The organism is Rhodococcus sp. PvR099 (assembly GCF_017833315.1).
GTDB classification, from domain to species: Bacteria; Actinomycetota; Actinomycetes; order Mycobacteriales; family Mycobacteriaceae; genus Rhodococcus_G; species Rhodococcus_G oryzae.
Genome location: NZ_JAFIBV010000001.1, coordinates 4,597,919 through 4,613,284, shown reverse-complemented (window position 1 = coordinate 4,613,284; position 15,366 = coordinate 4,597,919). Strand labels below are relative to the sequence as shown.

13 protein-coding genes and 2 pseudogenes are annotated in these 15,366 nt (G+C 65.0%); 5 read left to right on the top strand and 10 right to left on the bottom strand.

The window, feature by feature from the left end; genetic code table 11:
* Positions 1 to 174: 174 nt before the first annotated feature.
* From JOE46_RS21350 to JOE46_RS21340, 3 genes and pseudogenes are all read right to left on the bottom strand, one after another.
* Positions 175 to 1,146 carry an aldo/keto reductase gene (locus JOE46_RS21350; protein ID WP_209928392.1) on the bottom strand — a complete coding sequence of 324 codons (972 nt, stop codon included), beginning with the start codon at positions 1,144 to 1,146 and terminating at the stop codon, positions 175 to 177.
* Complete coding sequence (locus JOE46_RS21345) at positions 1,143 to 1,526, bottom strand: MerR family transcriptional regulator (protein WP_307861321.1); 384 nt, start codon at positions 1,524 to 1,526, stop codon at positions 1,143 to 1,145. The genes JOE46_RS21350 and JOE46_RS21345 overlap by 4 nt, the downstream gene beginning before the upstream one ends.
* 65 nt (positions 1,527 to 1,591) lie before the next feature.
* Positions 1,592 to 1,732 (bottom strand): annotated as a pseudogene (locus JOE46_RS21340) (IS110 family transposase); the annotation flags it as partial.
* A gap of 417 nt (positions 1,733 to 2,149) precedes the next feature.
* On the opposite strand from JOE46_RS21340, the gene JOE46_RS27020 reads away from it, so the two are divergent.
* Positions 2,150 to 3,070, top strand: a complete 921-nt coding sequence (locus JOE46_RS27020) for an SMI1/KNR4 family protein (RefSeq protein WP_209928390.1) — start codon at positions 2,150 to 2,152, stop codon at positions 3,068 to 3,070.
* Positions 3,071 to 3,330: 260 nt separating this feature from the next.
* On the opposite strand, the gene JOE46_RS21330 is transcribed toward JOE46_RS27020, so the two are convergent.
* A complete protein-coding gene (locus JOE46_RS21330; RefSeq protein ID WP_209928389.1) occupies positions 3,331 to 3,783 on the bottom strand; it encodes a hypothetical protein in 453 nt (150 codons plus the stop codon).
* A 72-nt stretch (positions 3,784 to 3,855) separates the two neighbouring features.
* Here JOE46_RS21330 and JOE46_RS21325 point away from each other — a divergent pair.
* A pseudogene (locus JOE46_RS21325) lies at positions 3,856 to 3,960 on the top strand (c-type cytochrome biogenesis protein CcsB); the annotation flags it as partial.
* 1,140 nt (positions 3,961 to 5,100) lie between these two features.
* On the opposite strand, the gene JOE46_RS21320 reads toward JOE46_RS21325, so the two are convergent.
* Entirely contained in the window at positions 5,101 to 5,619 is a 519-nt protein-coding gene (locus tag JOE46_RS21320; protein ID WP_209928387.1) for a hypothetical protein, read from the bottom strand.
* Between the two features lie 1,294 nt (positions 5,620 to 6,913).
* On the opposite strand from JOE46_RS21320, the gene JOE46_RS21315 reads away from it, so the two are divergent.
* Together JOE46_RS21315 and JOE46_RS21310 are read left to right on the top strand one after the other, a co-directional pair.
* Entirely contained in the window at positions 6,914 to 8,320 is a 1,407-nt protein-coding gene (locus JOE46_RS21315; RefSeq protein WP_209928385.1) for a PQQ-binding-like beta-propeller repeat protein, read from the top strand.
* 496 nt (positions 8,321 to 8,816) lie between these two features.
* Entirely contained in the window at positions 8,817 to 9,656 is an 840-nt protein-coding gene (locus JOE46_RS21310) for an alpha/beta fold hydrolase (RefSeq protein ID WP_209928383.1), read from the top strand.
* Between the two features lie 827 nt (positions 9,657 to 10,483).
* Here JOE46_RS21310 and JOE46_RS21305 read toward each other — a convergent pair.
* The 5 genes from JOE46_RS21305 to JOE46_RS21285 form a co-directional block, all read right to left on the bottom strand.
* A complete protein-coding gene (locus tag JOE46_RS21305; protein WP_143548437.1) occupies positions 10,484 to 10,744 on the bottom strand; it encodes a hypothetical protein in 261 nt (86 codons plus the stop codon).
* A gap of 12 nt (positions 10,745 to 10,756) precedes the next feature.
* Positions 10,757 to 11,239: an LppA family lipoprotein gene (locus JOE46_RS21300; RefSeq protein WP_209928380.1), complete on the bottom strand. Its 483-nt coding sequence runs from the start codon at positions 11,237 to 11,239 to the stop codon at positions 10,757 to 10,759.
* Positions 11,240 to 11,313: 74 nt separating this feature from the next.
* Positions 11,314 to 13,914 carry an alpha/beta hydrolase gene (locus JOE46_RS21295; protein ID WP_209928379.1) on the bottom strand — a complete coding sequence of 867 codons (2,601 nt, stop codon included), beginning with the start codon at positions 13,912 to 13,914 and terminating at the stop codon, positions 11,314 to 11,316.
* Positions 13,915 to 14,024: 110 nt separating this feature from the next.
* A complete protein-coding gene (locus tag JOE46_RS21290) occupies positions 14,025 to 14,411 on the bottom strand; it encodes an MspA family porin (RefSeq protein WP_209928378.1) in 387 nt (128 codons plus the stop codon).
* The gene (locus JOE46_RS21285) at positions 14,395 to 14,706 is read right to left on the bottom strand and encodes an MspA family porin (protein WP_209928377.1); all 312 of its coding nucleotides are present in this window, start codon (positions 14,704 to 14,706) and stop codon (positions 14,395 to 14,397) included. The genes JOE46_RS21290 and JOE46_RS21285 overlap by 17 nt, the downstream gene beginning before the upstream one ends.
* 251 nt (positions 14,707 to 14,957) lie before the next feature.
* Between JOE46_RS21285 and JOE46_RS21280 the strand changes: the two genes are divergently transcribed.
* Positions 14,958 to 15,131 carry a hypothetical protein gene (locus JOE46_RS21280; protein ID WP_179800534.1) on the top strand — a complete coding sequence of 58 codons (174 nt, stop codon included), beginning with the start codon at positions 14,958 to 14,960 and terminating at the stop codon, positions 15,129 to 15,131.
* Positions 15,132 to 15,366 lie beyond the last annotated feature (235 nt).

The window sequence follows — 15,366 nt, the reverse complement described above, 5'->3', positions numbered from 1 at the left end:
GGCTGGACCAACGACGTCAGCTCCGCGGCGACGGAATGCCAACGCAGAACGCTGGGCCGGGAACCCCGGCCCAGCGTTGTGCATGACCTCTTCCCCACAGGACTAGCCACACAAGTGTTGATGACCCCTTGAAACCGCCCGAACCGGCGGCCATTTCCGTGCGGGAGGGGCGACTCAGCGGTTGACCGGCGACATGTCGCTGTACCGGTCGCCCGACGGGGCGGGCACCGCGTCGAGCGCTGCGAGCTGCTCGGAGGTCAGGGTGATGTCGTCGGCCGCGACGTTCTCCTCGAGGCGGCTCGCCCGCTTCGTCCCTGGGATGGGTGCGATGTCGTCGCCCTGGGCGAGGAGCCACGCGAGCGCAACCTGGGCGGGAGTCGCGCCCACCTCGGCGGCAACCGACTCGACGGCCTCCACGATGCGGAGGTTCCGGTCGAGGTTCTCGCCCTCGAAGCGCGGGGTGTCGCGCCGGGAGTCGCCCGGCGCGAGCGCGTCTGTCGAGCGGATCGCCCCCGTGAGGAAGCCGCGGCCGAGCGGCGAGTACGGCACGAACCCGATGCCGAGCTGGCGCACCGTCGGGAGCACCTCCTGCTCGGGATCGCGGGTCCAGAGCGAGTATTCGGTCTGCACTGCGGTCACCGGATGCACCGCGTGCGCGCGCCGGATCGTCGCCGGTGCCGCCTCCGAGAGGCCGTAACCTCTGATCTTGCCCTCGCCAATCAGCTCGGCCAGGGCGCCTACGGTCTCCTCGATCGGTGTCGCCGGATCCATCCGGTGCTGGTAGTACAGGTCGAGGTGATCGACCCCGAGTCGCGTCAGCGAGCCCTCGATCGAGAGCCGGACGTTCTCGGGGCTGCCGTCCAGTCCATGTGCACCGTCGGTGCGATGGCGGATTGAGCCGAACTTGGTGGCGATTACCACGTCGTCGCGTCGGTTCCGGAGTGCTAGCCCGAGCAATTCCTCGTTTGTGTAGGGCCCGTAGATCTCGGCCGTGTCGAAGAACGTGACTCCCAGGTCGATCGCGCGATGGATCGTGCGGATGGACTCGGCGTCGTCGGTTCCGGCCCCCGCGTAGTACGCCGACATGCCCATGCAGCCGAGGCCGAGGCGTGAGACGTCGAGCGTTCCGAGTGCGATGTGCTTCATTCCTTTTCGCTTCCCTTCGAGTAGATGACGATCTTCGCGTCGATGGCGGCGAGAGCCTGCGAGATGTCATCGAGTTTCGCGACGACGCTCACGCGATGCCGCTGGAGCATGTGGAGCCGTGCCACCCTGGTCGCTTCGCCGAGCCGGACGAGGTCGACGTACTCGCGCATCTGTGCGATCGGCATCAACGCGGACCGGAGCTTCGTCAGGAACCCCACCCACATGATGTCGTCATCGCTGTATCGCCGATGCCTCGATGAGGCGCGATCGACCGCCGTCAGCATGAGCCCGGCGCGTTCGTAGTACCGCAGGGTGTGCGTGCTGAGACCAGTACGTTCGGCGGCTTCGGCGATGGACAGGGAGTGTTCGACCGGTTTCACGCGCCCCACGATAAGACTTCGAGTGCGCTCTAAGTCAACCCCAACTCAGGGAATGCTCAGCGGTCGGAACTGGCGGCGTTCGAGCCGGGCACGGTGACGGTCTGTGCGGGCAGCGCGGCCAGGACTTCCTCGACCAGACGCGCGCCCATGCGGGGTGCGTGTTTGGTCGCGATCGCGGTGAGTCTGCGGCGGCCAGCAGCGCGGATTGTGTGATCAGGAGCCATCCTTAAGTGTGACTACCGACCGGTAGGCCTATCCAATCCGCATGCAGCCCACCACGCTCCGCCATTGGTGAACACCCCTCCATCCATCCATCCATCCACCCATCCAGTCCACGCGCAGGGTGTTCACCCATCAACGCCGATCGGGTTCACCTATCAACCCGCCAGAGGGCAGTTCTCTTCGACGTCCCTGATGACATGACTCCGTCCTTCTCCAAGGAATAGAGTCTCGGAAGCCTGGGGCGATTCGTACTCATCAGAACCCTCCATCGCTTGGTGGAACTAGATTCCTTGGCAACCGCTCACACGTGACGCCAAAGGACGCGAGATGGTCGACTAACCAGTCCGACACTCATGCAGACTGAACCGATGAGGAAACCCACCGAGTCCTACTCGTGGACGGTGATCATCGACGGCTCGCGGTATTCCAGCGTGTTCGAGGGTATCGAGGATTCGCGCGGCTCCGCCTTCTCAGCGTTGCTTCGATCCGCTCGCGAGGTTCACAGAGCACGACTGCCGGAGCACGTTGGCGGCCTCCGACTTGGCGTCGCTCGCGGGTCAGCACCTGATTACTTGCTGTGGCTCCCAGTGACCGATCTCCACAACGACGACGCCGACTTGATCGAGCGGATCGAATCCCACGCAGCCCTGGAGGCCGAGCGGGAACAGGCCTGGCGGCGTCGCATCGACGAGGCGGCCGCGGCCACGAAGCCGACCGCGCGGCCCACGCCTCCTAGTTCGCTTGCCATGCAATGGAATCGCCTCGTCCAGTGGGCGCGAACCAACGCACCGAAGGCCGCACAGCACGCCGTCGCGGGCGCCAGTCCCGACGACATTTCAGCTGCCCAGCCCACCACGGGTCTCGCGTGGCCGGCTGAGCTCGCCGAGTTCTACCGCCTCGAACACCCGAACGCACGCCTCACCCCACGCGGACGTTTCTTCGCGCTCGAGGAAATGCTCGCCATTCGACGGACCGAGATCGATGACTGGGTCGAGTTCCTACGAACACAGGACGACGAGGAAGACCAGCTCGCAGTACAGGCATCGAACTCTGAACCGGCCGGATCCGAAGCGTTCGCCTTCCTCGACGCCTTCGTGCCCCTCGCCGGCGACGACGGGGACTTCTACGTCGTCGACACCCGCCCTGGCCCCCTGCACGGCTGCGTCAGCGAGTTCCTGCGCGAGGGCGACAGCAGCATGCGGTGGCCCTCGCTCGCCGATATGGTCGCCGAGCTGGCACAGAGCCTCGAGACCGGGCGGCCGTTCGCCGACATCTGGGTGCCTGCGGTCGACGACGGCAGCCCAGTCTGGGATACACAGTGACTGTTGACATTTCGCCGATCACAGGCCATCAGAAACGCCCCCGGTCTCACACGGAGTGGGCTCGACATCGGCAGGCTCAACATCGGGTGGGTTAAGCAGCACAGCGACGGAACCACGTACTTCATTGACACCGACATCTCGTTCGGCACCACGCAGGGGTGGATCTACGCACCGAATGGGGAGGAGGGAAGCAGAATTTCATGTCGCTGAGAAACGTCGGCGATCCCTGGTACCAGTTCGAGGACGAGACGTGAGAGTGGCTACTCTCGCCTACTCGGCCAGGTAGGCCGGCCTCGGCCGATCCAGTGGATGCCGTCCGTGTCGGACACATACGGCTCCGGCAGGTAGCAGGGGTAGAACTCGCCCGTGTGCCAGGCGCCTGCCACGGATTCCGGCGCGTCTGGCTTGAACCCTGATCGCACCGTGGGTAGATGTTCCCGCCACCCCACCAGCCGCGAGACGTCACGCCCCCACACACGCACTACCAACGTCATCACCGAATCGGCCCATTCCAGCCGTTCGATCTCGTAAACGCCCGTGTCCCAGGGTCTCGCGGACAGCATCCGCGTCAGTGCGGACAGGAATCGCATGTCCCAGTCCACCTGTTCGAAGTTGCCATGTCGCTCGGCTGGCGGCTCCTGTTCGAACCCGCCGGTGACGTAATACTCGTGCCAGCCCCGCTGGTCGCTATCGGTGCGATCGTCGCCTTCCATGTCTGAAGTCTGCCAGCTGGGCGGCATCAAGCCGCGGTGGAGACGGCAGCTACGAGCGGATCGGGGAACGTTCACGCATCGTGGATCAACGTCGCGGTCCTCGCCACCACACTGTTCAACATGTTCGCGATCAACTTCGTCGTCTCGGGCCTGCACTCCTACGCAGGCCTCGACTAGCGTTCAGCGGACTCTGCGCCGACATCGGGTAAGCGGGATGCGACTGTCGCCGACTGCCACCGTGCAGCTCTCGCAATGAGAATGGGCTCCACGCGACCGATCCAGCCCAGCGTGTGCCGGCTGCGCATGTTCTGCCGGCGAGTGTGACGACACAGGCGAGGAGGTTCTGCGCCAGTTTGCCTCGCCCATACCGTCGGAAGGCTGGAACTCCTCCAGATTTGTGTGATCTGGAGCCATCCTTAAGTGTGATTACCGACTGGTCAACCTATCTAATCTGCATGCAGCCCAGAACGAATCGCCATTGGTGAACACCCCTCCCTTCCCTCCGGCCATGGGGTGTTCACCCATCAACGCCGATCGGGTTCACCTATCAACCCGACGGTGACAACATCCAGGCATTTTCAGCTGAGTTTCGGATCTGCGTCGAGGACCAGCCGGCGGCAGAGCTTCGGTTGGGCGCTTCTCGGTACGCGTGCCCCCGAATTCACGCCTCAATAGCCAGATTTCGGCATGTGACCCACGACACTCCCCTGGGGCCTTGGGTCCCAGTGCGGAGCGTGGTCGCTAGAGACTGTTCCCCTCGGCCCTCGCCCGACGTGACGCCCCTCGGCGAGAACCTCGCCGCCGCGAAGCGGCGTGCCGAGGATCGGGTTCCCCAAGTAGCTGTCCCCAGGGGTCGGGCAAATCGCGTTCGAGGTGCCAAGACCGCAAGGTCACCACATTCATCGCAGCCAGGGTGAAGCCGAGCAGCAGTCGGTGCGCGGTGAGGCCAAAAATCCGGAAGTACCCGCGTCGCAGGTGCAGCACATTGCTTTTCAGCCCACCGAACGCCGATTCGATACCCACTCGGCGGTAGTAAGACGCGAACCACTGACGGCTCCCGTGCGGGAACGGCATTCGGATCTGCGGCTGGTCCTCGTTGGTGAGCGTCACCGTCTTGCAGCAGGCGCAGGGGTCATCCGGATGGCGGCGGTCGCATTGCACAGTCGGATGCTCGTAACCAAGCCTCATCGATCGCGGAGACAAGGGACTGCGGATCCGTGCCGGCCACACCGCCGGCCCCCGGAAGCGCTGGGTTCCATCCGGCCTCTTCGCGCCGAGCGGCACAAATGCGTACGGGGCTCTAAGCGCACGCAGTTGCTATGCACGAACCTTGTCCTCCGCGTCCAAGTCCCGGGTGAGGCGCTGAATGCGACGCAGCCGCTGTGGCAGGCATTCGGTGTAGAGCGTGCCGTCGATCCAGATGGTTCCCTCGATCGGTCCGGGATGCACGCCGTACTGCTTGCTGTGTAGGTCCACGATCGGGGTGTACCCACAGCGGAGCAGCGGTAACGAGAAGAGCACCGCGCGAGTCCAGTTGTACGCGCGATCGCAAATCACCTCGCGTGGTTGAGGTAGTTCGCCCGCGACGAGAACGGCGATCAGCCCGGCGACACCGCGGTGGTAGCCAGCACGCACCAGGTGCACGGCACGGGCAATGTGTGGGACCGGGCCGGCGCCCGGCTTGGCGGGAACATCGGTGACCACATGCGCCTCGTAGCCGACGTAGATGTTGGATTCGGTCGCACCCGCACTACGGTGCGCGGCCCGCGCGTCCTTGTCGACCGGCTCCGAAGGAGATCGTGGACGGCGTAACAGCAGTCGGCCTTGCTGGTGCAATCCACGAGGCAGACAAGGCTGGAAAGCGTATGAAAGTCCTCTACGACTTCCCGTGGACGACTGTAGCCGGCATCCAGGGCGAGGAGGTTCTCACACTCGGGCACTACAGCATCTCGCCGTCGATCGCTGTGATCGCATCGCCAGGCACCCGGGCAATCATCAGCTGCAGTACCGGCTGCAAACGCACATGTACGACGTATACGATTTCGCCAAACCAGCAGGTGAGTACGGAGAGTTGAATCAGGCCGCTGTGCTGACCTCATACCAGGGTCTCCTACTCGGCTTGGCGAGGAAGTTCCTCGTCTTGGGTTCAGGGTCCGTCAAATCGTGGTCCGGAATTGGGTAGCAATGACAGATACAGGTCGGGTTCGTGAGCGGTGGAGCGCCGCAGTTGGGGTCTGCATCGGGTTCCTCGTCGGGGTGCTTCTGTACCTTCCCATCACCATGACCGCAATGCGCGTCCTTGACGTGCCGAGCCCAAACTTGATGCCGCCCCGGACGATATGGAACGGGCTCTACAAAGGTTCCCCGTCCTACTACGCCAGCTGGACCGCAGGTGTGCTCGTGTTTCTCGCTCCGGGAATCGTGTGCCTCGCATTCGACCGGTCTCGCCGATTCGGGGTCGGATACGCAATCACCGTGACGCTCGTATCCGTACTGGCCGCGCTTGCGGTCATCTCACTCGACCTCGGCGGCCCAATCGGACCTGACTAGGTCTCCAGTTCGCCACGAAGGGCCCCACCAGTAACGGTGGGGCCCTTTTCGTTTGATCAGAGCACGGGGGGTGGGGGCTCAGCCGGAGCGCGCACCTGAGGTTGAAGTCGATCTCCGAGAGGAACTCGGGGCGCGCTGGCGTCTCTGGTTCAGGCGTGATCAGAACTCTCGCGACTCTATCGACGGCCCTGCGTGTACGGCTGAGGGGGCAACGTACTGCTGCGGAGCAGACGGACAACCCGCCTGCCACGGCTGAGGCAGCCCGAGCTGCTTCTATAGGCGGCCCTTCCGGTTGCTCCACACGATGGCACCGCGGATCAGACCGGCCGCAGGTGCCGGCCACGGCACCGATGACCGCGAACAGCATCGCGATCGACATGAACTTTCCGCCGTCGACGTCGCTGAAATCGACGCCGTTCTGCTCGGAGTCCCACTGACAGCAAGACCCAGCACAGCACGAACCCAGCGGCACCGCCGGCCAGCGCGCCAACGATGGCACCGATGCGTATCCAGACTCGACTCCGTCACCAGGGTTGTCACTCTCACGAACTGCTCCGGCCAGGTCGGTTAGCGTGTGGCGATGCGCGCAGGTGTGAGGGGCCACTGGAAACTGGTAGTCGTACTCGGATTGGTGTTCGTGGTCGCGGTCGGGGCGCTCGTGACACTCCTTCGGGCGGACCGCTCCCCGACCGGCGGTGAATCGCCTGCCGGTGCCGAGCGTTCCGTCGTCACCACCCCACTCGACACCGCGCCGCAGCTCGTGTGGACGCTCGACGTCGGACGGCTCACCGATAACACCGGTGAGGTCCTGTTGGCGATGCCGTATCAGCTCGGCGCCTACTACGGCTACGGCGGAGTTCTCGACGGTGGCGACCTCGTGATCGCGGCCACCGCCCTGCCCCTCCCCGAAGCTCCGGGCGATTCTGGTCGTCCGGTCGGTGCCGTCACCCTCGTCGGGGTCCGCCCGACGGACGGATCCCCGAAGTGGAAGACGCGGGTTGGCCACGTCACTCAGTGCAGTCCGACGGTGGAGGGATCGGTCATCGCATGCTGGGAGGCTCGTCGGATAGCTTTCGTGGACACCATATCCGGGACCCTGCTGGCCGAACTCGGCACCGACTTCGACATCAACGGCGCACAATTCAGCGGCGACACCGTCTACCTGTCGGGTTCGACGACGGACGGCGGATCCACGACATCGGTGCTCACCAGTGGAACCGTCACCGACCTCACCGCGCATTTCCGGCGCACCTTCGAGACCCTCGGCGACTCCGCCTCGGTTCGCGCGGTGCCGGACACCGGCACGGTCATCGGCCAGGTGCGGGGCACTGGGGATCCGCAGTACTACTTCACCGTCTTCGATCTCGACTCCGGGGCCGAGCGGTTCACGTTCGAGGGCGATTCGCTCCAACCGGTCGGGGATGGCCTGTTTCTCGTCAGTCGCGGTTCTCGGTCGGGGACGGTCGGCACGCAGGACCTCCTCGCGGCCGACGGCTCACCTGTCCGTGCGATCCCCATCCCGGCGTTCGGCGCACAGATGTATCCCAGCAAACCCTCGGTGCAGGCGCCGATGTTCTTGGGCGACGGCGCCTACGATCCCGAGACAGGCGACGAACTGTGGCGGAGCCCGGCGCTGGTGCAGGACGGATGGTCCGGCAGATCCAGTGCCCTGGCCGCACTCGTCGGAAGCACCGCACTGGTCACCTCACCGGACTCGAAAACCATTACGGGCCTCGACGTGGCAACGGGCGAGCAGATGTGGCAAACCCCGTGGGAAGACGCGTACTGGGTGCGCGCCGGAGCCACTGACGGCGAGTACTTCGTATTCGGCGACTACACCGGCACGCATGCGATCCGGGCGAGCGACGGGACGATCATGTGGTCGCTTCCGCTACCGGACGGCGCCGACCCTCGACAGGTTCAGGTGTCGAGTGCCGGGGGAAGCCTCATGGTGTCGTGGCTCGACCACGTCACCATCTGGAGGTAGCTGTGGCGCTTCGCCACGCGTCGAGATCCTCCTCGCTGTTCGCAGCCTCAACATGACGGTCCGGGACAGCGGGACTACCTCGGACCCCAGAAGCGGGCTCCTCGTTCGCCACCTTCGGGATGAGTGTCAGGGCACTCCGCCAGCGCCACGTTCAGATTGCTCCAATCGGACACATGACCGCACCACGTGACTGAAACAAAGCTGGAACGCATCCAGATTGCTGTGTGATTAACGACCGTTGCTAAGTGTGATTACCAACTGGTCAACCTATCCAATCCACATGCAGCCCAGATCGAACCGGCATAGGTGAACACCCCTCCATCCGGATCCCGTCCATGGCAACGGCCGACCGACCGACCGACCGCGCGCGCGTGGTCCATCTCTCCTTCATCCATCCGCGCCCAGCCATCCATCCAGTCCAGTCCATCCACCACGACGGCACTGAGCGCTACTGTCCGCCATGGTCGATCGTGCTTTCGGTGATTGAATTGGGAGCATGGAACTGATCGATACCGGACGAATCCGGCTCGGGGTGGATCGACGAGGAGAAGGCCCGCCAGTCATCCTGGTCGGCGGGACGGGGATGCCTCCGATCGCATGGGAGGTCTCCGGGCTGACAACTGCCCTTGCCGACAGCGGCTTTGATGTCATCGCCTACGCCTCCCGAGGCGTGGCCCCCAGCGACGCTCCGTCACCCCAGTGCACCGTCGCGGACCTCGCCGAGGACCTCACGTCCCTCTTCGACACCCTCGCTCTCGATCGGCCGCCAGCATTGGTCGGCTACTCCCTGGGCAGTTTCACCATCGAACACCTGCTGTCTACATGCCCAAACAAGTTCTCAGCCGGAGTCCTCATCGCCGGCCCTGGGCCGACGACACCCCTGCTTCACTCAGTCGTGAATTGCGAAGCTGCACTGATCGATCGACTCGGTGCGCTGCCCGCCGAAGTGATGACGATGCAAACCCTTCTCACCGCACTGCCACCGACGGCGCTCGCCACGGCAGACCCACTAGTCGACCAATGGGCAAGCATGTGCGCCTACCAGGCCGACCAGTGGACATCGAATGACGGCGAGGTTGCTCAAGCACGTGCATCCCATGCCTGGCTTCGCGATAAGGAGCGTATGGATCGACTCCAACACATCGAGGCACCGGTCCTGGCGGTCGCGTTCGAGTTCGACCCGCTCCTCGGGCCAGCCCAGGCGCAGTCGGCCGTGGATCTGATTCCGGGCGCTGAGCTCTGCGTGATCCCCGAGGCTGGGCACGGTGGCGTGGTGACGCATGCTCAGGTTGTCGTTCCCCGAGTCGTGGAGTTCCTCGTCAAGCACCACAGCTGAAGAAGCGAATCAACGGCCGACAGCCTCCAACTACACCCTGGAACCCGTCCAGATCTGTGTGATCTGGAGCCATCCTTAAGTGTGATTACCGACTGGTCAACCTATCCAATCGGCATGCAGCCCTGAATGAGCCGCCATTGGTGAACACCCCTCCATCCATCCATCCCATTCCATCCATCCATTCCTCCATCTTCTCCTCCCTCCATCCATCCATCGATCCCATTCCATCCATTCGCCCATCCATGTCTACACCCCGCGGGCCAACCGAACCCGGGGCGGTCCTGAGGGTCTTACGGTGGTCTTTCCATCTGTCGGTCGATCGGATTCAGTACTGAATCGCACGGTGACCTCGATCCCGGGGGTTGAGCGATTTCGGGGCTACCTCAGGACTTTCGGTGACTCGGATGGCCCGGATGCCAGGCGGGAATCTGATCGGGCGGACGCGGGTACTTTTCGAGATCCGCCATGTACGTTTCATCCAAAGGCCGGATATGCCAGTCCGGTTCATTGTCGTAATCGAAGTCGAACGAGTACCGACCGTCTGTTGACACCCGGACCGTAGTCGTGAACCAAGCTCCGCGGCCAGGCTGCTCCGCCATGACCTCCCGTAGCCGGTGCCAGGCCATCCCGACTCGGCCACCACCCGAAATACTCGGAGATATACCGCGACCGGAGTCGACCACTCTGACTTCGTCTTCCCCAACGAAGCCAGCCGATCGGTAGACCCCCACGCAGTCCCCGCCGTGCTTCTGCACCACATTGTTGAACAATGCCCTCACGACTGCTTGCTGTGCCTCTACGACTTTATCCATGCTGTACGAGCTCGGTCAGTGTGCCCGCACCGCCGCGACAACGGAGTCCGTTCCGTTCCAGAACAGTCGACCGGCGACCGACATCACAAGGAAGAACCCCAGGTACACGGTGACGGTTCCGTGGGCGTCCGCCCAGCGGGTCAGGTTGGTCATATTCGCGAATGCGGCGATCAGCAGAGCGAGTCCGGCAAGTAGGGCCAGACATGCGCGGGTCATTTCAACCGGGGAGGAGGGCGCGGTGTCGCTGGTCGGGTTGTGAGTTGCAGTGCTGTTCATGGGTTCTGATCCTCAGGAGGTAGCAGGCGGGGAGGTCGTGGCGTGGTGGTCGGCGGCAGGAAGATGGCAGCCGGTAGTGGCCGTGAGATTCGTATTTCCGCGATGACCGAATTCGAGGAAGCCGCCGTCGGGGCTGTCACGCCGGATTTCATGGCGGCCAGGCTCGCTGGCGTAGACCAGTGTGGAGTCAAATCCGTACCGGACGGAGATCTCCTCGACCACCGCGAGGGCGGAGGGCCACACCTGGTCAGGAACCGGCCCGGCAGCATGCCAATCGGGGATGGCCACGGTTCGCCCGCCGAGATGGACGAGGTCATCGGAGCAGCCGGCGTGCGTTGCGGTCCGCCACGGTTCCCAGCGCAGTGTGGGGACGATCGGGCCGAGCGCAGTGACGATCTCCCCGAGCATTCTCTGGTAGGTGGCGACGGCTTCCTCACTGGTGGGACGGGCGAGGAGCTCGCGCATCCCTTCGTCGTGGGTGACGGGCTGGTTCATGCATCCTCCTGACAAGACGGCGACCGCACACACCGCCACGATCGCGGCGGCGGGACGCCGAAACCTGATGGTGTTCATCCGGTCACGACCAAATGTGGCAATCCGGCGAGGACGACGGCCATGTTGTAGAGGCTCATGGACTGATTCTTGTAGTACTCGCTGTGCCCCTCTGAACCGACCCGGTGCCCATCACCGGGTACCGCACCCTCGGAAGTCGACAGTTCGGTGATGCCGTCGACGGCAGTGGGGGCATCGCCGAACTGTCCGAGTGCCAGCAGTGGGTTGATTGCGAGCTGAGCGACGGGAGGAATCCAGGAGCGTATTTCTGCCTGGCCGGCGACCGGATCGCCGTCCGCGGCTAGCGCGTAGCCATGGGTGCCCTGCAGGTCGGTGGCGGTGTCGGTGCCGATGCCCGGGGAACCGAAGAACACGACGTTGTCGGTGGGGGTGTTCTGTTGCACAGCGAGCCCGGCGGTGTAAGAGCCGTAGGAATGTGCGAGCACCGTCATATTCGGGTCTGCGGGGCGCGAGGCTTCGACGCCGCGCAGGAACGACGTCAGCTGATCCGCACCGGACTCCGCCTTTCCCGACGTCGCCACGCCCAGCGGTGCGCTCATCTGCGGGGCCTCGTATCCCATCCACGTCACCACCGCCACAGTCTGATTCTCCCTACCCGGTTCACGATCGAGCTGGAGCTCAGCTTGGCTTTTCAGGTTGGCGGCATCGCTGTCCGAAGCTTCGATGCCACCGTCGACTGTGGTTGTGAAGCCGTGAACCCGAACCGCTACGTTGTCGGCGGTATCGACGTCGCCGACGGAGATCGCGGCCTTCGTCAGGTCGCCGGAGTTGTCAAGAAGAAGCAGCTGACGGGTTTGGCCATCACCGCGGTTGAGCACGTTCTCGATGGCCTCCAGAGAAGCGATCTTGTGCTCCGTTTCGGCGAGTTCACGCGCGGCCAGTTCCTGCCCAGGTGGCATGACCCCCGCGAACGCGTTACCCGGATGAGGTTTGCCGAGTTCGCTTCGGAGTCGGGCTTCTTCGGCGGTCAGGCGCGCGCGTTCGGTGGCCAGACGAGCCCGGTTGGCGCGGTCACGTGCGGAAGCGGGGATCCCGTCGTGTGTGCCGACCCACTCCGGGTAGGTCCGGATCACCCGCTCACGCTGCGCAGGGGTCAGCGCCGCCCAGTAGTCAGAGGCGGAGGTGACCCCGGCCCCCGGGTCAGCGTCCTCATCGGATTGTGGAGGGTCAGGCGGCGGCACCGTGACGATTTCCTCGAGCGCGCTGCCCTGGCCGCTGCCCTGCGTCGAGTTGTACGTCGTGGGCGCGGTGTTTCCGGCCAGTTCGTTGCCCCATTCACCGGCACCGATCTGCGGACTACCTGCCTGCTGCTCCTCGATGGCGTCCAGTGCGGTGCCGTCACCGGCGTTGGCCGTGTTGTACGTCGTGGGCGCAGTGTTTCCGGCCAGCTCGTTGGCCATTTCGGTGGCGCCGATCTGCGGGTTTCCGATGGCGGGCGCCTGTTCGGCTGTCGGCGGATTCGTGGCGCGGGGAACCGAGCGGCCGGGCGACTTGTCGACAGGGGTTCCGGTGCCAGAAGCTGCGGTACCGCCGCCACCGAACTTGCCCCCGTTCGGCGGGGGGTCGGCGAGGATCGGGTACGCGGTGTCGGAGTCTGCGAAGACCTGCTGGATCAGCTGTCCGTCACGGACGACGAACCGTGTCAGCACGGGTCGCCCGTTGGCGTCGTACGCCCACGGCATCGCGACGCCGCCGACCCGGTTGCCCCCGGCGTCGAGGATCGAGGCGGAACCGTCGAGCTCGACGACGATCCGCCCGCCCGGCGGCACCGCCATGATCTCGACGACCCCTTCGCGTGGCGAGGTGGGGTCGTTGATGAGCAGCAGAGTCCGGAATCCTCCGCCCTCAGCGATCGCGAGGCGCTCGACCCCGCCGGGCGCGTACTGCATGAGCGGTGCGGCGGCGGTCGTCACCAGTCGTGAGAGCAGGGCCTCCGGCGGCGCCGCTGCGATTCGCGAGGCTGCGGCGGTGGTTGAGGCTCGCCGACGGCGCCCCGCACCGAGGCCCCCGGCGGTGAAGGCGGCGGCAGCGATCACCAATGCCAATCCCACATCGTCGGTGTTGCCACCAGAGACGGGGGTCGGCAGCGCCCTCGCATCGTGATGGATCGGCGCCGGTGCGCTCGGCGGAGCGGTGTCCGTGCCCACTGGCGAGGAGACAGTACCTGTGGTCGGTGCAGTCAGTTGGGCGCTCAGGCCGTCCGGCGGCGCGTTGGTGCCCGCGGAATCGCCGGCCGCCCTGGTCTGAGGGCTCGCCAACATCGTCGACGGCGGCTGGGCGCCGGTGCTCTCAGGCGAGAGATCACTCGTGCCCCCGACCACCCCGATGCCGCCGACGTTTACGCCGATTCCGGTGCCGTTGTCGGTACCGGTCGGCACCGCACCCATCGTCGGCTGCGGTGTCGTCGTGGTGGGCTGCGACTGCCCAGGGTCCACGCACACGTACGGCGGGGACGGTGGCGGCGCGTCAGCCGCGGTGGAACCGGGATGCGCGGCAACCCAACCCTGCACCCACACCTGGTTGTACTGGGCCGTTTCTCGTGCGCAGCGCTCGGCGGGGGTTTCCTGTGCGTTGGCCGTGGCGGTGCATCCGAGCATCCCGATTCCCACCCCGGACATCGCCGCGAACACGGCGACCGCAGCGGCGCCCCGACGACAGCTGCTGTTCGTAATTCGGCGCGGTGTCAACGTAATTCGCCGCCCTCGCGCTAGAGCCACATCGGCTTGCTGTAGGCGTAGACGACCTCGTTGGACACCGTCGTCGACACCGTCAGCTTCGACACCAACCGCGTCGAAACCGGACCGAGGCAGTTGTTGACCTTGATCGGCAACTCCGCGACCCGCACCCCACCTAGGAACGGATCACCCGGATTGGTGGGCTGCTCGAGCTGCTTCTTACCCAGACTGACGGTCGAGATCGCACCTGGCTTGAGCTGAGTGCTCACGGACGGACCCACACTCGCGTTCAAACCAGGCGAAAAACCCGACACCGGACCGATATTCACGTTCGCCGATGCACCGACGCTGCCCTGCAACCCGACGGTCACGCCATTGGACACGTCAAGGCCGCACCCGATGTCAATCGACAACTCCACCTCGGCGCCATGCAGGGCGCCGGGTCCCGCCGCGCTGCACCTGCCCGGCCGCCAACACGGAGATGAAGCCCTCCCGCGTGGTGTTCGCAACCGCCAGATTCGGCACGGGCGTCACCGTCATGTCCCGCAGCGCGGCCTCCGCCCGCCACCCACCGAGCGTGGTTATCGAGCGCTGCTCATCGGCCAGTGGTGACACATCCGCCGAGCTGACACCCACCCCAACCGTGAGTGCCGCGGCCACCGCGACGGCCCCCGCCGCCACCGCTCCGCCCCTGATCCGAGACAACTTACGCATCAATACCCCTCCCCTGAGTATTTGCTAGACATTTGCCCAGCCCGCTTGACGTTGCCCCACGCCCCACATATCCGCAACCCGCCATCACAGAATCTCACGCTCACCCACCGGCCCGAGTAACATCATTTACCCTCGTCACGCCGCAAAAGCCGCCCTGCATACAAGCGCCGGCAGTGTCGTCCATCACAATCTGCGGTCCAACCCGTGCGGACCCAACCCCGACCCCGCCGTCCCTACGGAGGTAGCTTGGAATGAACCGATATCAGAGCGCAGCGATCGGCCTGTACCTCACGGCAACGATCGCGCAGGCACTGACCTGGAGCGACCTCAGCGGCGACGAGCGGAGCACGCGCATCGCCCTATTCCTCCTCGCCGGGTCGCTCCTGGCGGCCATCCTCGGCGCAGCCGCACGACCAAAGGACTGACACCGGAAGGGATACGCGAAAGCACTCACGGCCATCCGCCCACACCACACGCCAGACTTGCGAGTGTCATCGTGCCCGAATGTGCCACTCCCGCAGCCAGATACGAGCTGGGAATAGCGCTGCTCGGCGCGCGCCCGATGGAGACGGCAGCCCGGAGTGATCCCCCACACAAACGCCCACCGAGAGGTGGTGACCGCACGGCCGATGTGTTCGGGTGGGGTTCGTAGCTGCCGAC